The organism is Xanthocytophaga agilis, from assembly GCF_030068605.1.
GTDB classification, from domain to species: Bacteria; Bacteroidota; Bacteroidia; order Cytophagales; family 172606-1; genus Xanthocytophaga; species Xanthocytophaga agilis.
In genome coordinates, this window is sequence record NZ_JASJOU010000016.1 from 107,344 (window position 1) to 127,832 (window position 20,489).

At 40.0% G+C, this 20,489-nt stretch carries 16 protein-coding genes; 9 read left to right on the forward strand and 7 right to left on the reverse strand.

The genetic code is table 11. The annotated features are described in order from the left end of the window. Positions 1–638: 638 nt before the first annotated feature. Entirely contained in the window at positions 639–3,002 is a 2,364-nt protein-coding gene (locus tag QNI22_RS32505) for a penicillin-binding protein 1A (protein ID WP_314517506.1), read from the reverse strand. Positions 3,003–3,246: 244 nt separating this feature from the next. Here QNI22_RS32505 and guaB point away from each other — a divergent pair, with 244 nt between their 5' ends. Next, a complete protein-coding gene (gene guaB / locus QNI22_RS32510; RefSeq protein WP_314517509.1) occupies positions 3,247–4,716 on the forward strand; it encodes an IMP dehydrogenase in 1,470 nt (489 codons plus the stop codon). A gap of 422 nt (positions 4,717–5,138) precedes the next feature. Here the strand turns inward: guaB and QNI22_RS32515 are convergent, their stop codons facing one another. Then, entirely contained in the window at positions 5,139–5,939 is an 801-nt protein-coding gene (locus QNI22_RS32515) for a mechanosensitive ion channel family protein (RefSeq protein WP_313983561.1), read from the reverse strand. A 105-nt stretch (positions 5,940–6,044) separates the two neighbouring features. Between QNI22_RS32515 and QNI22_RS32520 the strand changes: the two genes are divergently transcribed. Next, a complete protein-coding gene (locus tag QNI22_RS32520; RefSeq protein WP_314517511.1) occupies positions 6,045–6,593 on the forward strand; it encodes a cob(I)yrinic acid a,c-diamide adenosyltransferase in 549 nt (182 codons plus the stop codon). 75 nt (positions 6,594–6,668) lie between these two features. Here the strand turns inward: QNI22_RS32520 and gldD are convergent, their stop codons facing one another. Together gldD and QNI22_RS32530 are read right to left on the reverse strand one after the other, a co-directional pair. After that, positions 6,669–7,268, reverse strand: a complete 600-nt coding sequence (gene gldD, locus QNI22_RS32525) for a gliding motility lipoprotein GldD (RefSeq protein WP_314517514.1) — start codon at positions 7,266–7,268, stop codon at positions 6,669–6,671. Between the two features lie 41 nt (positions 7,269–7,309). After that, positions 7,310–8,743 carry a hypothetical protein gene (locus QNI22_RS32530; protein WP_314517515.1) on the reverse strand — a complete coding sequence of 478 codons (1,434 nt, stop codon included), beginning with the start codon at positions 8,741–8,743 and terminating at the stop codon, positions 7,310–7,312. Positions 8,744–9,123: 380 nt separating this feature from the next. Between QNI22_RS32530 and QNI22_RS32535 the strand changes: the two genes are divergently transcribed. Together QNI22_RS32535 and QNI22_RS32540 are read left to right on the forward strand one after the other, a co-directional pair. After that, positions 9,124–12,441 (forward strand): DUF1553 domain-containing protein, encoded by a 3,318-nt coding sequence (locus QNI22_RS32535; RefSeq protein ID WP_314517517.1) that lies wholly within the window; start codon positions 9,124–9,126, stop codon positions 12,439–12,441. A gap of 50 nt (positions 12,442–12,491) precedes the next feature. Further along, complete coding sequence (locus QNI22_RS32540; protein ID WP_314517518.1) at positions 12,492–13,934, forward strand: DUF1501 domain-containing protein; 1,443 nt, start codon at positions 12,492–12,494, stop codon at positions 13,932–13,934. Between the two features lie 103 nt (positions 13,935–14,037). On the opposite strand, the gene QNI22_RS32545 is transcribed toward QNI22_RS32540, so the two are convergent. Further along, the gene (locus tag QNI22_RS32545; protein WP_314517521.1) at positions 14,038–15,420 is read right to left on the reverse strand and encodes a saccharopine dehydrogenase C-terminal domain-containing protein; all 1,383 of its coding nucleotides are present in this window, start codon (positions 15,418–15,420) and stop codon (positions 14,038–14,040) included. A 249-nt stretch (positions 15,421–15,669) separates the two neighbouring features. Here QNI22_RS32545 and cdd point away from each other — a divergent pair, with 249 nt between their 5' ends. From cdd to QNI22_RS32565, 4 genes are all read left to right on the forward strand, one after another. Next, positions 15,670–16,152: a cytidine deaminase gene (gene cdd / locus QNI22_RS32550; protein ID WP_314517523.1), complete on the forward strand. Its 483-nt coding sequence runs from the start codon at positions 15,670–15,672 to the stop codon at positions 16,150–16,152. A 128-nt stretch (positions 16,153–16,280) separates the two neighbouring features. Further along, positions 16,281–16,895, forward strand: coding sequence for a hypothetical protein (locus QNI22_RS32555; protein WP_314517524.1), 615 nt, complete (start codon positions 16,281–16,283; stop codon positions 16,893–16,895). Positions 16,896–17,206: 311 nt separating this feature from the next. Beyond that, positions 17,207–17,749, forward strand: coding sequence for a hypothetical protein (locus tag QNI22_RS32560; RefSeq protein ID WP_314517525.1), 543 nt, complete (start codon positions 17,207–17,209; stop codon positions 17,747–17,749). A gap of 39 nt (positions 17,750–17,788) precedes the next feature. Then, positions 17,789–17,920: a hypothetical protein gene (locus tag QNI22_RS32565; protein ID WP_314517526.1), complete on the forward strand. Its 132-nt coding sequence runs from the start codon at positions 17,789–17,791 to the stop codon at positions 17,918–17,920. Positions 17,921–18,224: 304 nt separating this feature from the next. Here the strand turns inward: QNI22_RS32565 and QNI22_RS32570 are convergent, their stop codons facing one another. Both QNI22_RS32570 and QNI22_RS32575 read right to left on the reverse strand, forming a co-directional pair. Then, a complete protein-coding gene (locus QNI22_RS32570; RefSeq protein ID WP_314517527.1) occupies positions 18,225–18,731 on the reverse strand; it encodes a hypothetical protein in 507 nt (168 codons plus the stop codon). Positions 18,732–19,008: 277 nt separating this feature from the next. Then, positions 19,009–19,905 (reverse strand): SDR family oxidoreductase, encoded by an 897-nt coding sequence (locus tag QNI22_RS32575; protein WP_314517529.1) that lies wholly within the window; start codon positions 19,903–19,905, stop codon positions 19,009–19,011. Between the two features lie 166 nt (positions 19,906–20,071). Between QNI22_RS32575 and QNI22_RS32580 the strand changes: the two genes are divergently transcribed. Further along, complete coding sequence (locus tag QNI22_RS32580; RefSeq protein WP_314517532.1) at positions 20,072–20,416, forward strand: winged helix-turn-helix transcriptional regulator; 345 nt, start codon at positions 20,072–20,074, stop codon at positions 20,414–20,416. Positions 20,417–20,489: the final 73 nt, after the last annotated feature.

Genomic DNA, 20,489 nt, shown 5'->3' on the forward strand with positions numbered 1-20,489 from the left:
ACTTGATCATTGTTACACTGGCCTCTTCATTTTTTGCTTTATTCTTCCAAAGTTAGTTTAAAGTCCAGAACATTACTCTCCTTATCACCGTGTCACTTTTTTGTCACGCCACGGCGTGATAACCCAAAAAAGGCAAAAATTTCCAAAGCTTTGCCCCACAGGTCTAACGCTAGGCCTGCGGAATTTTTATCCCAACGCACCTACACCCCTTTCGTGATTGAAGTTACCATCGTTTTCTTTGTAACTTAACTTTTTTCTATTGTTCTTTGGAGTATTCTACTCTCAAGAATAACGCCCTAATCGGAATTAACATCAAAGAAATGCGTTCGTGGAATTCACGATAATTGGTTGCTTTGCGGTGAATTCCGATCACTTTTTCTTATTGCGGTGAACTATGCGCAACAGCCAAAGTGATCGGAGTTCCGTTCAAAAAAGTTTTTGCCGTGAGTTATGCGCAACAGAGAAAATGATTGGAGTTATGTTCAAAAGCAAAACTGCTGTGAATAAAACCTAAATTGTTCATTGTTCGGACAGACTGACTTGTCCGTGAAAAAAATAGTTTGCAGTGAGTTATGCGCAAGCAAGAACTACTAATACATAAAAGAAAAGACGCCGGATGCTAAAATCCGGCATCTTTTTTATAAACTGTCAAGTGATTGAATTTCATCTTCACCTCCTTCGTCTCCTCCATCTATCCGTAAAGAATCCAGTGATACGGTTGGCCGCTTCGGCAAGATGGTAACACAATGATAGTCTTTTGTAATAGGTACTTTGGGCTTTGGAAAATATCCCATTGTAATGCCTAACGACTTATCAGAATAAACTTTTTCCATATATCTTCCATACACAGGGAGTGCAGTTTTAGAACCTTCTCCCATGCTGAGGCTACGCCAGTGAATAACCGGGTCATCCCCTCCCATCCATACACCTGTTACTAAGTCCTTGCTAAGTCCCATAAACCATCCATCTGCCTGATCCTGTGAAGTTCCGGTCTTGCCTGCCAGTTCATTACCTCTGAATAAGTCAAATGACCAAAGGTTCTGTACTGTTCCTCCGGGTTCTTCGATCCCTCCTTTCAGCATATGTATCATTAACCAAGCTGTTTCCTGACTAAGAACTCGTTTACGTTCAGGAGTAAACTGATGAATAATATTTCCTTTCGAGTCTTCAATCCGCATAATCAACAAAGGCTCTGTATAAATACCTTCATTCACAAACGTGCTATAAGCAGCAGTCATTTCCATGATAGTTACTTCTCCTGATCCCAAACCAATAGAAGGCACTGGCTTGACATAACTTTTAATCCCTACACGATGTGCATATTCGGCTACTGCATCCGGAGTTACTTTTTCAGTCAATTGAGCTGTAACTGAGTTGATAGACCGACCTAATGCATGACGCAGGGTCATATCCCGACCTGTAAAAGTGCCTGTTGCATTGCTTGGTGTCCAGGATTTAGGTTCACCATCTTCGATATAATTAAATGTCTTACGAATGTCCTGAATCTTATCACACGGAGCCCATCCTTTATCAATAGCAGTCAAATACACAAAAGGTTTAAAGGTAGATCCCGGCTGACGTTTACTTTGTTTGACGTGATCATACTGAAAATGTTCAAAGTCGATTCCACCCACCCATGCTTTGATATACCCCGTAAAAGGATCCATTGTCATCATACCTGCATGCAGAAAACGCTTATAATAACGGATGGAATCCATTGGACTCATAGTCATCTCTTTTTCACCCTGCCAGGAGAACACCTTCATCTTTTTGGGAGTATTCATCACAATCCACACAGAGTCTGGCGTATTCTTATATTTCTTTACCAGGTATTTGTATAAAGCAGTGCGTTTTGCATTGTTCTCAATAAAGTTAGGTGCTTCCACTCCTGCATTACTAGTCCAGGGCTTACGTCCGCTCCAGTGGTTGTCAAAAAGGTTCTGCATAATTTTAACCTGCCCTTTGACTGCATCTTCTCCATATTTCTGCATCCTGGAATCAATCGTACAATAGACCTTTAATCCATCTGTATACAAATCCAGATCATTGTCTGTACACCAGTTTTCAAGATAAGAGTTTATATAGGATCGGAAATAATTATTTGGTCCATCTGTATGTTGTTCTACTTTGTAATCCAGCTCAATAGGTTTTTGTGAGAGATCCTTTACCTGTTGAGCCGTGAGATAACCATACCGCTGCATTTGAGAGAATACAGTATTACGCCGACGCAGGGAATTTTTCGGATTTAGTACCGGACTATATGTAGTAGGAGCCTTCAATAATCCCACTAATAGAGCAGCCTGTTCAGTAGTAAGATGTTCAGTAGTTGTATTGAAGAATGTCTGAGCGGCTGTTTTGATACCATAGGCATTACTACCAAAATCAACTGTATTCAGATAGAGTGTTATAATCTCTTCCTTCGTATATGTCCGCTCAATATTAATGGCGGTCATCCACTCTTTGGTTTTGGTCACCAGCATTTTTACTCCTGGTACTTTGCTTAGCAAACCCTGGGATTTCTGGCGACGGGTTTTGTACAAGTTCTTAGCCAACTGTTGGGTGATGGTACTGGCTCCGCGAGGATTATCTGTAATAGCATCCCATACTGCTGCAAAGAGAGATTTCAGATCTATTCCGGCATGATCATAAAATCGAATATCCTCTGTTGCAACCAGTGCGTCCACCATTACCTTGGGAATTTCCTTGTAGGTTACAGGATTTCGGTTTTCACGATAGTACCTTCCAATCAGAACTCCATCTGAAGTATATAGTTCGGAGGGCTTGTCAATCTTGGGGTTCTGAATCTTGTCAATCGTTGGAATGTCTCCATAAAGATTCAAGAAATTGTACTCCACACTCCAGAGATACAATCGGAAGAATAGAAGCAGCGCAATAAATATCATCCACGATTTCTCAACCCGGTTCTTGGGCTTTCGCAGCCACTGCAAAGCTTCTGCGTATAATTCTTTAATTATCAACCAAATACTTTCGAAAACAGTCACAGCTATTTATTTTTTTAAACTCAAAGATATAGTATTTTTACATACAGCTGCCTTTTTTACACACACAGTTTTTATTACTATGTACATACAAAGTCAGGCAAATAGGAATTTATAAAGAAAATACATATCCTAAAACGATAAAAAGAGGTAAAAAGATATGCGAAATAAAACTTCATTTTTTTATCCGAAAAAGTTTACGTAGTTTTGTTCGGCAAATAACCTTACGTAAAATCTGTTATTTGCCATGTCTTTAGATCCCTCTAAATTTTTGTTCGAAGCACTTACTTATGATGATGTGCTTCTTCTGCCTGCTTATTCCGAAGTTCTTCCACGCGACACTGATACAAAAAGCCGTCTCACGCGAAACATTCTTCTGAATATACCCATTGTGTCTGCTGCAATGGATACAGTTACCGAATCCGCTATGGCAATCGCGATGGCACAGGAAGGTGGACTGGGATTCATTCATAAAAATATGAGCATTGAAGCACAAGCTGATGCTGTACGTCGTGTAAAACGTTCTGAAAGTGGAATGATCCTAGATCCTATCACACTCGACGAACATGCTACCCTTGGCGATGCACACCGTATCATGCGGGATTTCAAAATTGGTGGTATTCCTGTAATCAATTCTTCCGGAAAGCTCGTAGGTATCTTAACCAACCGTGACCTGCGTTTTCAAAAAGATATGCAGAAGCCTGTCATTGAAGTAATGACAAAAGAAAACATCATTACCGCTCCGGTAGGTGTTGATCTGGCTAAAGCAGAAGATATACTTCAGGAATATAAGATTGAGAAATTACCGATTGTAGATAACAATGGTACACTCAAAGGTTTGATTACCTACAAAGATATCCTGAAACGCAAAAGCCATCCCAATGCTTGTAAAGATGAGTATGGCCGTCTGCGTGTAGGAGCCGCTGTTGGTGTGACACATGATCTGCTTGACCGTATTGAAGCACTGGCTAAAGCAGGTGTGGATGTAGTAAGTATTGATACGGCTCATGGTCACTCCAAAGGTGTAATCGATGCATTGAAAAGTGTGAAAAACCGATTCTCACTGGATGTGATTGTTGGAAACGTGGCGACAGGCGCTGGAGCAAAAGCGTTGGTTGATGCAGGAGCCGATGCAGTAAAGGTAGGTGTTGGACCGGGTAGTATCTGTACAACCCGTATCATTGCAGGTATTGGTATGCCTCAGCTATCTGCTGTATACGAATCTGCCAAAGCCATTCTGGGTTCAGGTGTTCCTGTTATTGCTGACGGAGGTATTCGTTTCTCCGGTGATCTGGTAAAAGCTATAGCAGGTGGAGCAAGCAGCATCATGGTAGGCTCTATGCTGGCTGGTACCGAAGAAGCTCCGGGAGAAGTAGTGTTGTATGAAGGACGTAAATTCAAAACCTATCGTGGTATGGGTTCTCTGGAAGCGATGGAAGATGGATCGAAAGATCGTTACTTCCAGGATGCAGAGGATGATATTAAAAAGCTGGTTCCTGAAGGAATCGTAGGCCGTGTACCTTATAAAGGAACTGCTTCTGAAGTTATCTATCAGATGGTAGGTGGCTTAAGAGCTGGTATGGGCTACTGTGGAGCGAAAGATATTGAAGCTTTACAACAAGCCAAATTTGTAAAAATTACGGCTGCAGGTGTACGCGAAAGCCATCCGCATGATATTCAGATTGTGCGTGAAGCACCTAATTACAATAGTCGTTAATTTATAGTATTTAAAATCAGAAAAGAACAGAGGCTACACTTTTCAAAAGAGTGTAGCCTCTGTATTTATAGGATAATCATTTTAAAGTTACCGCATTACAGAGGTTTCTCTTCAATCCAGCGATGATTTTACCCACAAGGCCCAAAGTCAACTCTCATCTTGTTTCATCTTTCCTATAGAAGAGATCTATAAATAAAGGTCTTCCTCCTATCTTTCTGAAAGGACTTTCCCGCCTTTGTCGGGACAGGCGTGGCAAGACCGACGACCTTTGGATTTGGAGATTTTTTTATCTCTGAAACCAAACATGGCTCTATTTGTCACACGTGTCCCGCCGTGGCGGGAAGTTTCTCTCAGAAGGACAGGAAGTGGGAGCAAGCAGAAAAAAGAGTTTTTTCCACAATTTGCCAGGACTCAACTACAAATCAGGCGATTTTTTCTTCATTGATCCATTGCTTCATTTTCAGCAATAAATCACTTTGAATAAGAGCAGAGTTGTCTGTAGCAGTAGTGCCCGTAACAGAAATTGTCATCACGGCTGGAGTAAGTTTTGAGATAGTCACCCAGGAATCTGTAATTCTTTCATCTGCTTTCATGAAGGATTGTAACTTATCTTTAACCTTTTCAAAATCACTGTTTGCATTTATATCCAATGTAACTGTAAAGGTATGTGCACCAGAAGTAGTAAGATTGATAATGGTACTGTTTGAAACAGCTCCATTGGGCAAGATAACGGTCTTTCCATCTTCGGTAAGGAGAATAGTATTGAATATCTGAATCTCCTTTACACGTCCAGTCTGCCCCTGTGCAGTAATCAGATCTCCTACACGATACGGATGCAGAATCAATATCAGCACTCCCCCTGCAAAGTTAGATAAACTACCCTGTAAGGCTAAACCGATGGCCAAACCTGCAGCACCCAAAACTGCAAGAAAAGAGGTGGTGTGAATGCCAATCATATCTGCTACACTGAACAAAAGAAGAATTTTCAATCCGATATTCAGTAAGCTTTTCAAAAAAGAACGCAGGGAAACATCTATTCCCCGAAGCTCCATAGCCTTTCCTAATAAAGCAGTTAGCCGGTTAGCAATCCACAAGCCAATCAAGAGTACAAGAATGGCTAATACAAGTTGGGGAATATACCGTATAGCCAGGCTGACGGCATCATCTACATATTTTTGAAGATTCATAAGGAATCCCAATACATTACTCTGAGATCTGTTCATAGAATTGTTAGGTATTAACTTTATTACTATACATTTGACAAATGATTTTGTAGACTATTTCCCATAATCCTAATCGCGTTTTACGTTTCTGTTATTACTAGACCTATGAAAATTTATACCAAAACCGGAGACAAAGGATATACCTCTTTGCTTGGTGGTACCCGTGTATTAAAGTCTCACGATCGTATTGAGGCCTATGGTATGGTAGATGAACTCAATAGTCACATAGGACTTGTTCGGGACCAGCAGGTCAATGCGATCCATCTTGATATACTTAAGACAATTCAGGACCGATTGTTTACCATTGGCTCTTCCTTAGCAGCAGATCCTGAAAAAAATAAAATGAGTATACCCGACTTATTCGATACAGATGTAACCTTGCTTGAAACAGAGATAGACAAAATGAATGCCCAACTACCCGAACTTCGGTCGTTTATACTTCCGGGAGGGGATCAGGGTGTGTCTTTCTGCCACATTGCCCGAACAGTTTGCCGCCGTACCGAACGCCAGGTGATTCGTTTAAGCGAACGGGAATATGTTGAAGATCTGATTATTATCTATCTGAATCGCCTTTCGGATTACTTATTTGTCTTGTCCAGGTACATGTCGCATGCATTGGACAAAGAGGAAATAAAATGGACACCCCGCAAATAGACCTTGGCTGAGGGTCTATTCCCCAAGTCGGTCTGGCATAGGAGGATATTGAAGACTCCAGCCAGCAGCAAGGCTCTATTTCCACTTAAGCGTATTCAGCATATGCATGGCATCTTTCTTAATATAGTCAATCACGGGCGCCAGAGAATCATTTTTAGTAGCCGTTTTGAAATACAATGCACCTCTGAAAAAATGAGTAGTGGTATCTGTTATGTAGAACTGAAACTGACTGGGTACCTCTCCCTGTAGGGTAAAAAGATTGGCAGTTTTGCCATCTTTGGTTTTCATGATAAATTCATCAATAGCCTCTGCCTTTACATTGTGTTTGTTGGCAAGACGATAGGCATCATTAATCAACTCCTGAAATTTTTTAGGATCCTCATCAACCGATTTATAGGTAAGCTGAAGATTGGCTTTCAATGCTGGATAGTATACAAAAATCCAATATGGCTCAGCTGTCGCAAATGTATCAGGCCGAATAATAGCATGTGAGGAATATTCAAACTGATACGGATACTTTCCTTCCAATGATTGATAGGTATGGTCTGGTAAATCTATCCGGTTGTATCCTTTAGGTTTGGGAACATAATCCGGTTCGCCACCACATGCGGATGCTAGTAGAACCAATCCACTAATAAATAATACCAGAATGCTGTTCCTGTAACGAAGTGCCATGAAAAAATGCTATCTAAAATGAGAATATAGTCTATAAATACTTAGGATTTATTGCCTCCAGGCTTTTGTTGCTGCCACAAAATTAAAATCAAAGTAATACCCATCATCACTCCTATTAAAATATTTGCACTCCATCGCACTCTATCTTTTGAATCGAGTGGATACAGTTCATTATTTTCTGTATTCATACGATCATATATCCCTCCGAGATCACTGGAAGAAATGCTCAGATTTCGCAAACTCTCCCCTTTGATATTCAGTGTTAATTGGGATCGTAAAGTATCATAGTCTTTCTTTTCTATATTAAAATAAATCCACTGGAAGTAATCCCGCCAATTATACACACCAGGCTCCTTAGGTAAGGCATAGATCTGAAAAACTTTATCTCCTACTACCTTGCGCCCTGTCAGGTTCAGGCTCAGTTTACTCTCAGGAGGAAAAAAGTCAAATACAGCATTGGAAGCAGGAGAGGGAACATTTACTGCTGAAAAATTGCCTTCTCCTTTTATTTTAAACTGATAATAAAATCCTTTCCCTGTTCTGGGATATCGTTGACTGATAGCCTCTTCCATTTCAAACTTACCTACAGCAATCCCTTTTTGCAAAGGATGTGGAGGCAACTCTTTGACAGTGACTTCTTTGGGATAGGAATAAAACGTCTGCTGATTTTCTTTCTTATTGCCTGTCTTTTTTGCCAGCATAGTTAATCCTACCTGCCCAAACCGTACAGTATCCGTATTGAAAGGATAAAACGTTGCCTGATAGATTTTATACTGGGTGTATTTTCTCTTTTTTATCGTCACTGGAAAAGATTGAAACTCACGTATCCGAAAATCTTCTTCCCAGCAATTTTTTGGCTTTATCTTTTTCAGAATATCAATCAGTTGCTCACCTGTCTTATAGGCAACCAGTTCTATAGGATTGTTATCTGCAATATAGATAGCTAATGAAACAGTAAATCCTTCCCCCACATATACTTGCTCTTTGTCAATACTTAAAGCCAGAAAGGCATTGTCTTTTACATTGGCATATTCCGTTGCCACAGAGGAAATCTCTTTTGCCAGTGTACTATCCTGCAGTAACTCGTAGTTGGGATTTATAGGTGCTGTTACTGATATAGTGATTCCTTTTACCTCAACCTCTTTTTCGTTGACAGTCATGACAAAATCATTCAACACAAAACTACCCTGCTTCTCTGCCATGTAATTTTGAGTAATACGCTGAACAGTCAGACTTTTCCCTGCAACGGTTTCCTTGCTTGTTACCAGTACAATGTCCCGTTTACGAAATCCTTTAATCTCTGGAAAAGAAGAATATACATTGGGCTGTTGCGTATTTTTAATGATCAATGTTATAGCGAATGGCTCGTCCCAGGCAATAGTTTTAGATCCCAGTTCTATTGTACTTTCCTGCGCTATCACCACAAAATGCAACAAACCTGCCACTAGGCACAGAATATATTTTAATAAACGCATAAATCAAGTATCATACTCACGCTACAGTAAATTACATTTATCTTCCCTAAATACCAGCCGATCCATCTTCACTCTAAGCTCTATCTATTTTAGCTTTCTGCCCAAATTTTAGAGCATAATATTTCAAAAACAATGCAAATATATAGATCTATGGCTGTATGACAGCTTTCTGGCCGACATTTCTATCAGCTACCTTTCTTAAAGGGAATTTTGTAAAAAAGCTTGAGCTGCATCTCAATATAAATCTGCTTCAAAAAAGATACTAAACTCTTTATAAATATCCAATACACCACAAATAATACCATTTTTCAATCGTATAATACATAACTCTTTAGTAGATTTGATAATTATCATATAAGGAACTCTGTTATATCTATTATATGAGAACAAAACGTTGGATAGAATACATAAAGTACGGTACTGGCTTTGTGGGTATGCTGCTGCTGGCATCCTGTACAGAATCTGTTCCCAAAGAGATTGAAATAGCCTACAATGCCTTGCCTGATAAGGTTGATTATAATCTGCATGTCAAACCATTGCTGTCGGATCGCTGCTTTGCCTGTCATGGACCAGACAAGAACAAACAAAAGGCAGGTTTGCGATTAGACACACCAGATGGTGCATTCAGTGAGCTACCTGAAAATAAGGGTAAACATGCCATTGTACCAGGTAATCTGTCGGAGAGCGAGGTAGTAAACAGGATCTTATCCAATGATCCCAAGTTTATGATGCCTACTCCAGAATCTCACCTGTCTCTAAATGAAGAAGAGAAAGCACTGATTGTTAAATGGATCAAACAAGGTGCCGAATACAAAACACATTGGTCATTAATTCCACCAGCTAAAACAGATCTGCCAGATATCAAGTTAAAAAACTGGCCTGTTAACGAAATTGATTTTTTTGTAGCAAGGAAGCTTGAAGAAAAAAAGCTTATACCTGCTCCTGAGGCAGACAAAGAAACACTTTTACGACGCGTATCACTGGACTTGACCGGCCTCCCCCCTACTCCTTCTGAAATTGATGCTTTTTTAGCAGATACATCCATACACGCTTATGAGAAAGTAGTGAATCGCTTACTTGCGTCTCCTCATTATGGCGAACGGATGGCATCCGACTGGCTGGATCTGGCCAGATATGCCGACACACACGGATATCAGGATGACGGCATGCGAAACTCTTTCCCATATAGAGACTGGGTCATACGAGCATTTAATCGCAATCTTTCGTTTGACCGATTCGTTACCTGGCAACTGGCGGGAGATTTACTTCCCAACCCGGATCAGGATAAGCTTATCGCTACCTCTTTTAACCGAAATCATCCTCAGAGTCAGGAAGGGGGTATTATTGATGAAGAATACAGAACCGAATATGTAGCAGATAGAGCGAATACGTTTGGAAAAGCCTTTCTGGGATTAACGATAGAGTGTGCCCGGTGTCATGATCATAAGTATGATCCGATTTCACAAAAAGATTATTACTCGCTGTTTGCCTTCTTTAATCAGAATAAGGAAAGTGGCATCATTCCTTACAATGGCGAAGCATCACCTTCTATCTTACTTCCTGATAAAGAAGTGAGTGCAAAGCTGGAAGCTATTCGTAAACAAATGGTTCCTCTGCTTGAAAAAGCAAATCCCAACCAACCTACATATAAAACAGCTTTTCAAGCCTGGCAATCTCAGTTACCAACCATTTCGAAGCTACCAGATATACACACAAAAGATTTACTGGTACATGTTTCTTTTGATACAGGGACAGACTCAACGTATACAAACGAAGTCAAAACTGATCTAAAGGCGTATAGTTCGGGAGACAAAGATAAACGACCCAGGCAAGTAAACGGGAAGTTTGGGACAGCCAGACAGCTAATAGGAGACTGTGGTATTGATCTGGCTGGCAAAATAGATCTTCAGCCAGACCCTAAAAAACGCTATTATACGGGTTTGAATTTTGAACGAAACCAGCCTTTTTCGGTCAGTTTATGGGTTAATGTACTCAAAAAAGGGATCAAAGGTCCAATCTTTAACCGGAACAACGGAGAATTTGAAGGATTTCGAGGATACGATGTATCACTTAATGCCGACGGAACATTAACTACTATATTCAGTTATGTATGGCCTGCCAACTGCATTGAAATCCGTACACAGGAAAGAGTTGGCGTAAATCAGTGGACAAACATTTTACTAACCTATGATGGCAGTGCAAAAGCCGAAGGGATAAGCTTGTATATCAATGGCAAACAGGCAACTACACAAGTTATTACTGATCATCTTACCAAAAGTATTCTGCATGGTCCGCATAACAGCAACTGGTCTTATATGCCTTTTGAGATTGGCAAAAATATGCGTGGGACTATAGCTGACATTCAGGTTGATGAACTACTTATTTACAAACGAAAGCTTACTCAGCCAGAGATAACCAAGCAGGCAACAGGGACAAATGCACTTTATCAAATTTTCACTACTCCTATAGAAAAACGTACACCCAAACAACAGGAGGCATTATTTGACTATTATTTATGGAACATAGATGAATCCTTTGCTTCATATCAACAAAAGCTAAGTGAATTGCGGCTTCAGGAAACAGTATTACTTACAGACATTCCTGAGGTGATGACCATGAGTGAGTTACCTACCAATCAAAAGCGCAAAACATTTATTCTGGCCAGAGGTGCTTATGATGCTCCAATGAAGGAACCACTTAGCCCTCATACACCCGCTACCGTTCTCGCATTTGACAGTACCCAATATCCGGCTAATCGATTGGGGTTGGCACGTTGGTTACTCGATAAAAAGAACCCGTTGTTTTCACGTGTCATGGTAAACAGATTCTGGGCTATGTATTTTGGCAAAGGGTTAGTTTCTACAATTGAAGACTTTGGCAATCAGGGTGCTTTACCAACACATCCCGAACTGCTGGACTGGCTGGCAGTCTATTTCCGGGAATCCGGCTGGAATGCCAAAGCGCTTCATAAAAAGATGGTGATGTCTGCCACATACAGGCAGTCTTCTTTGACATCTAAAATCAGTCAGGAAATTGATCCGGATAACACATTATTAAGCAGAGCTCCAAGTTATCGGTTGTCCGCAGAGGTAATTCGGGATAAAATACTAGCAGCCAGTGGGCTGCTGACCCGGAAAATTGGCGGTCCTAGTGTATATCCTTATCAGCCAGCAGGAATATGGGAAGCACTAGCCACACGTAATGCGACCAGTTATACACAAAGCCATGGCGAAGATTTGTACCGCAGAAGTCTGTATACTGTCTGGAAACGGAGCTCTCCTCCACCCTCTATGCTCACTTTTGATGTACCAGACCGGTATTTCTGTGTGGTTCGGCGTCAGAAAACCAGTACACCCTTACAGGCTCTGATTCTGATGAATGATCCGCAATATATGGAAGCATCCCGCTTATTGGGTGAACGGATGATGAAAGAAGGCGGGAACACACCAGAGCAACGTATCTCTTTTGCGTTTAAAGCATTGGTAGGCCGACACCCACGAGACAAAGAACTTAACTTGCTGAATAAACTATATGCTGAAGAACTGGCTGATTTTCAAAAACAGCCACAGTGTGCACTCAGTTTGCTAAGCACAGGTGAATATCCTGTAAATAAGGCACTCAATGTGCCTGAACTGGCAGCATGTAGCATGGTGGCTACTACGCTAATCAACTTCGAAGAGACTGTTATGAAACGTTAGCATATTCGGATTTGTGAACACAACTATCTTTACCCCGAACTTGTAATTCTATGAATGATACAGAAAAGATTGCCTCCCAGATAAATCGGCGAGAATTTCTAAAAGGAAGTGTATTAGGCCTGGGAACCGTAGCTTTGGGATCTTTGCTCAATCCGTTAAACGCATTTGCCTCGGATGATCCCAAACCTATCCGCACACCTCACTTTGCTCCTAAGGCCAAGCGTGTTATTTACCTGTTTCAGAGTGGTGCCCCCTCTCAACTGGAATTGTTTGACTACAAACCTAAACTAAGAGAAATGTTTGGACAGGAATTACCTTCTTCTATACGAGGCAATCAACGCCTGACAGGTATGTCTTCCGGGCAGCGTTCCTTTCCATTGGCGTTTGGGAAGTTTGAGTTCAAGCAATGGGGCAAAAGTCGGGCATGGATCAGCGATTTGTTGCCGTATCATACACAGATAGCCGATGATCTGTGTTTTATAAAATCTATGTATACAGAGGCCATTAACCATGATCCGGCAGTAACGTTTGTACAAACAGGCTCTCAGCAGGCAGGAAGGCCCAGCTTTGGCTCATGGGTTAGTTATGGATTAGGCAGTGACAACCAGAACTTGCCCACATTTGTAGTCTTGCTATCGCGTGGTCGAGAAGGCGATCAACCCTTGTATGCTAAACTTTGGGGTAATGGCTTTTTGCCTTCCGAGCATCAGGGGGTTCTTTTTCGTTCAGGCAAAGATCCGGTATTATATCTCAATGATCCATCTGGAATGGATAGGGCTAGCCGACGCCGAATGCTGGATTATTTATCAGAACTGCATCAGGAGCAATACAAACATACCACAGATCCGGAAATAAACTCCCGAATCAATCAGTATGAGATGGCCTACCGAATGCAAATGTCAGTTCCGGAAACATTGGATATCAGCAAAGAGCCTGACTATATCTTTGACATGTACGGACCAGACTCCCGAAAACCAGGCACATTTGCCTACAATTGCCTGCTGGCACGAAAGCTGGCAGAAAAAGATGTGAAATTTATCCAATTATACCACCAAGGGTGGGATCAGCATGGCAATCTGCCCAATGATATAAAAGTTATGGCCAAAAGTGTAGATCAAGCCTCTGTAGCACTGATTAAAGATCTAAAGATGAGAGGACTACTAGACGAAACACTGGTTATCTGGGGCGGTGAATTTGGACGAACCAACTATTCACAAGGGAAACTCACCCCTGAAAATTACGGCAGGGACCACCATCCACGCTGTTTTACTATCTGGATGGCTGGAGCCGGTGTAAAAAAAGGCATTACCTATGGGCAGACAGATGATTTTGGATACAATATTGTCAAGGATGGGGTACATGTTCACGATTTTCAGGCCACAGTGATGAATCTGCTAGGTGTTGATCATGAAAAGATGGTTTTCAAATTTCAGGGAAGGCGCTATCGCTTAACAGATGTACATGGCAGCTTAGTGAAAGGAATCATAGCCTAAATAATTTCAAATCCTGGACATGAATCTTACATACCGGAGCCTACACTCTTCAAAAGGGTGTAGGCTCCGGTATGTATATGCTTTACAATCTGACTCTGGAATATTAGGCTTCTACACTGTTGGCGATAGTAGTTTCTTCTTCCTGAAACACTAATCCCAGATGTTCCAATTCAGTTAATACCGGCTCGTAAATCTCTTTTACAACCGGAATCTGAACACCACGAGCGGTGATTTTGCCTTCTAAGAGTAATTTAACAGCTACTGCAAGCGGATAACCTACAGTTTTAGCCATGGCAGTATGGATAAAGTCTTCACCTCTAACCAATAACGAAGATACCAGGCGTTTGTGTTCACCATTTAGTTCATACTCGATTTCGTGCTGTACAGCAATGATATCTTCTTCCTCTGAAGTGAGTTGCCATTTCTTTTCCAATAAATGCTGTAATATCTCAGCAGGAGTAGCATTGGCAATTCCGATTTTCTCATCACTGAACAATCCCAGCCAAATTACTTTTCGCATAGCCTCAGAGTTCACATCTACGTTAAGGTATTCAGCTACCTGTTCTGCCAGAGAAAGCTCAGATTTTTCTTCCAGAAACAGTTCCACCCATTCTCTGTAGGTAAGATTCTCTGATCCTTCGATTCGATGCACTGACTCAGTCAATCCCAGACGAACAAGAATTTGCCAGGCTTCACTGAACCCTTTAGGACGTAATGTACCACGTAATAAGGTACTTACTTCAGGTACCCGATAGGCTTCTCTGTAGTTAAGCGAATCGCGGTTTCCATATCCTTCCATTTCACCAAAGCCTTTGATATTCACATTCTCCACCCGGGCAAACACTTGGTGGGAAGGAATAAACTTGTACTGTCCATGATGCAAAAACTTCACCATACTCTGTCCGGAAACAACCAGATTACGGGGGTTCCAAGTGAATTTATACTTCCACGGGTTGTCGTTGTTTTGCTTGGAAATCTGCCCACCACACCATGAACGTAATAGAGATATCTTTCCACCTTTTTCGTGAATACGATCTATAATACGCATAGCAGACATATGATCCAGTCCCGGATCCAAACCACACTCCATCAGAATCAGCAGATTTTTGCGGGTAGCTTCAATGTTCAACTCACGTACTTCCGATGAAATATATGAAGCTGTAAATAGATGCTTGCTGAAACGCATACATGCCCGTGCTACATGTACATGATAGATAGCAGGTAGCATAGATATCACTACATCCGCCTGATTTATCTGCATCTCCCGTTGTTTCTGATCAAATACATCAAACAGAATAGAATCCACATGTGGATACATTTCAGTTTTGCGCTGTGCCGGAGCCAGCTCCATATCTCCTACTATCAGTTTCCAGTTTTTCTCAGGGGCAACTTTAGCCAGATAATCAATTAAATATGTAGAAGAGCGACCCGCGCCCAAAATCAGAATCCGTTTTTGCTCGCTTGAATTTTCACTTGCCAAAGTCATAACCTGTTAATATTGAATCGTTAATAAACCGTCTTTTTCAAATACTATCTGCTTCCTAAATAAATGATGCCTCACAGAAATTTATCTCCTCATCAGACATCTATCTATCTACTAAACGAAATACCTCTTCTCTCTATTCCTCTTGCTGTGGGCAAAAATCACCTTTTATTTGATTTTCACAAAGAAATCTTTACTTTCACACCCCTTTTAACAGAGCAAAGATAGTATTCTGACTGAAATAGGTAAACGATGCGAAAGATCAATTTAGAAATTTCTGTTGAAATTTTTGACTGGGATGAATTACCCGATACAGATAAAATGATAATGCGTTCAGCTCAGGAAGCATTACAGGGTGCCTATGCGCCTTATTCCAACTTCCATGTCGGAGCCGCCGTATTGCTTGAAGACGGCACTATTATCAAAGGAAGCAACCAGGAAAATGCCGCTTATCCTTCCGGATTATGTGCCGAACGAACCGCTATATTTGCCACAGGAGCCAACTATCCCGGCCAGATCATCACCGCCATAGCTGTAACAGCCAAACCTGCCAGCAGTCCAACATTTGTCTCTGTATCACCTTGTGGTGCTTGCAGACAAGCTCTGTTAGAGTATGAATATAAGCAGCAAAAATCAATCCGAATGTTGCTGCAGGGAGCAGATAATACAGTATGTGTTCTTCAATCTATTGATTCTTTGCTGCCAATCAAGTTTACACAGGATAATCTGGGGTAAAGAAATAGTTTGCTCGGGATGATGTTCTGTATTTTGAAAGTAAATACTTGATAACAATCTGATGATGGCACTTGCACAAAACTTCCCATAATACATTTGATTTGGTAGCTACTATATTTGCAAAGGTCATGATACAACCTTCTAGTCTACGAAAACCCGTCAACATCTTTCTAAGTCTTCTACTTATTGCATTTTTTGTTCGCATTATATTAGTAGATCAATGTGTGCAATATCTTTCTGCTTATAAAGGGTACTATGTGACAGAAACAGATACTGTCACTATTAAACATTTTGAGAATTGCACTGTAGGGATGGGAAGAAGGTCACAACTGCATAGTGTAGGGGAGTTTTTGGGAAGTATAGCTTTCTCATTTGAATTAAATCAGTTGGCCAAAGCCAAAGATCCAACACTCAAATGTTATGCATTCTGGTTATTGTCTAAACGCAATGAAAAAGAATTAATAAAGAATCTATTAGTACTAAATCAGAAAGATACAACTGCAATTACATATTCAGGCCCTTGTACAGGATGGGATACACATGTAGGAGAATTGATGCTTGATATAGTAGTTGATGGAAATAGCTTTCCACTGACTCAAATCCTCACCCAAAAAGATTTGAAAGAACTGGGTATACATAATCGTAAAATCATACTCGATAATCGGCCTCCAGAATACAAGTATACCGATTGTTGCGAAGGATGGAATATTGCATTTGGATGTTCTGAAGTTATCAGAAACTAACCCAAATAAGCAAGTGCGCGAGTATCTATAGAAGAAAGGAGACTAAGATTTGAGATTCCGGATGAAGAAGTACTTGAAGGGGATGAAAATGGAAAAATCAACATAGACTATAAGCTGGATTCATTAGGAGTGGAAATATCCAGACGTTCTTCCTTTACTCTTTTTAGAGATGAAGACTGGAATTGGGACATCAAAGTGCATTAACTGGTATGTCAGATCTAATAATACATAGCCAATATACAAATCCTTTCTAGTCACTCATATTAAATCATGTACAAAACGACTCTCAGAAGTTGCGCTGGAATAATCCTATGAAAATAGTCTATTGTCTTTTGATATGCTTATTACTATCAGTATTCATCTATGGTCAGGAATCTACACATATCTCTATTACTCGATTGACAGTAAATCATCATGGCATAAAGTCCATATTACGTAAAATGTATCGGGAAGAGAAAGATAGCTTCGAAAGTCCTCATGATGATATTTTTACTGTTTTAAGACTTGAAGAAAAATCCAGATATGTCTATGAAATTAAAGTTGGCATCATTGACTGTACCAGTTACACACATTTAACCAGTGCCACAAAGGATAGCCTGTTGGGGTATTTCGATTTCAAAGGAGTACCTGTCTTGGTATTCAGTAATAAGGTAACCTCGTTACTTACTAAAACCAACCAGCAAAAGAAATTTAATTTTGTAGAAGCGATAATTGCAGCACCGATAAATAAAGAGGATGAAAATAAAATTCCTCCTCCTCCCTCAAATTTTGAACCTACAATCTGGTATTATACATTAAAAGACAGAGAAATCATTTTTAATAAAGTAATCTTGGATACAAGAACACTAGAATAAAGCCAATTTCTGAGAAATAAGTACTTAAGTTGATTAAAAATGGATTATTATGATAGATATAAGAATGGACAATGTATTGATGTCTGGAGTGAGTTAACAGAAATGCAGACACATCCTATTGAACAGCAAACACAAATCGCTAATTACTGGATCTCATGTGTGATAGGGTAGAATATAATCTTAATGTCATTGTTTCCCTTTTACCCATATTTGGTTATACATTTCATGATTTTGGAATCACTTCTGATCATGAGGCAATTCCTTATGAAATTGTCCCAGTACAAGGTACAAGGGAGATAATGGAGTTAAACAATTACTTAAACCCTCCTGTTAACCATCTTTAATAAATAATGCTATATAGTTTGGAATAGAATGTCATAAAACAACTGTCATAGTTCCTATTCCTATCCATCATGTTTTGGACAGGCTCTTGTAAATCGACTAGACTACCATATTTTGTACTAGCATTTCTATACTACTTGTTCTTTTTTTCTAGTTTGCTTAACGATTGTCTTCTTATTAATTCTGCAATGCCTGTTCCATTATACGTATGATCGTTATACTCAATAAATGTTTCATCTTGATAATTGACTTTTAAGACTATGCTTAAATTCTCTTCGCCGTTTTGTGTGAAGTATATATAAAGCCAATGTATAGGTCGAATGTTGTCAATGTATTTTGCAGGAGCAGATTGTAATGTAGTACAAAAAGTTTCTATCTCTTTTTTATCAACTATTGTAAGTTTTGCATCATGGCTGAAATGCCACTCGTTATCACTCCATTTCCAACTGCCTTCGCGAATCTCGATTTTGCTTATTGACTTTGCGTTTACCAATGGTTTCTTTGAAGTGTCAAACCAGGATTCTCTAAAGTACAAAGTGTAAGAAGCATTAATCACAAATAGTCCATTTGACACAATAAAAAGAATAATAAGCGTCTTGCGTTGTTTCTTATCAGTAAAAAGTTGTTTCCAGGTTATCATTCACTATGATTACTAATGCTAAAATATGGTGGGTGCTCTGACTGTCTAATACTGTTATCCATCAAAGATATGAAAGCTATTTTTTAGCTCGTTGCTCAACATTATTTAAAATTCTATTGATCTAGAGTCAAAAGTAGGCTTTCATAATTGATAAATATCAATGGAGAATGCTAAAAGTTGAAAACGCCTTCATAAAGACTTAAAACTACATAAACGTCAGTGAATAACAACTACCACAAAGTATCCCTTTATGATACTTTGTGGTAGTTGGATGTACTTACTTTAGAAAAATGTACCGGTTTGCTTTTACCCAATCTTCCATTGGGGTCATTTTCACTGGAAGCTTTTCCAAAACCTCTCGCATATTAGGGTTGTATTTTGATGGGTATTCACTGACAGTTGCCAGGCTCTGATAGTATTGCTGAATGCCAGTTGCAGCTTCATCGTGCATAAATGTTCGCAGGATATCTCCAAACTCTTTGGGAGGTAGAGCATAGTAGGTGATTTTTTCGCCCAGGCCTATAGAAAACCTTTCGGCTAGTTCAGTCCCATTTAGATTGTCCAGCCCACTTACCTGAAAAGACTGCCCTGCCAGTTCCGGTTTGAAAAGAGCTTCGGCTACCAATGCCCCAACATCTTCAGAACAAATCCAGCCAATGGGCATTTGTTCTGGTGTGGGATAGGCTACCTTTCTCTGATTCTGTACATAGTTGACCGTATAGGGAGCCAGGAGGTTTTCGGCATACAAAGGTGGCTCGATAATACTATAGGGTACTCCGCTTTGCGCAAAGTATTCTTTGACATCCAGTCTTACATCCTCACTGGGAATGCCGGTTTTAGAGGGCGAAAGGTAACCGCTAGTATTCCAGACAATAAGTTTTACATGATTTATCCGGGCCGCATCAATCACATTTCTGGCATATTGTAAACCATCAGCAGGATTAGGCAATGAAGCCGGAATTAAGAATGAAATAGCATCCACTCCTTTCGTAATTTCTATTATTCTGTTGGCATCGGCCATATCTGCCAATACGGGAGTGGCACCTGCTTTTGTCAGGCGAGGGAAATTTGTTTGTGAATGTGTAGTGGCAAGTACCTCTGCACCTTTTCTTTTTGCTGCTCCAATTACATTAAACTGTTGTGAACCTGTGGCTCCAAAAATTAGTACTTTCATATACGAGTTTCTTTTTTATTGTGAAAAACGTATATACTTCCTATCGATAGTTACATATATACCGTAAACTTGTACAAATCTATTGAGGCACTTACATTTGTACAAGTACTTACCAAATAGTTGGGTACCTACTTACGGGTTAGAATTTTTAAATCAGCGAATACAAATGGAAGAAAATTTAAAAAAAATTAATCCTTGTGATGAAAACTGTCCTGTAAAAGCAGCCTTACACTTACTGGGAGGAAAATGGACGTTATTGATACTGTTTCAGATAAACGACAGGATACTGAGATATGGCGAATTGAAAAGAACCATTCCCGGCATAAGCGAAAAGATGTTAATTCAGGAACTAAACTTTCTGGTAGAACATAAGCTGGTAAGCAAAAAATCATATCCCGAAATTCCTCCCCGAGTAGAATACCAACTGACAGACCTTGGCATAAAAGCATTGCCTATTATTGATAAGCTAGCATTATTTGGTCAGGAAAACCTAATTGGGTCTACTCTGTAAATAAATGGGTTTGATTTTATCTCATATCTTTTCTGGAAATAAGGAAAAGCAAGAGCAAGCATTTGAACAATGC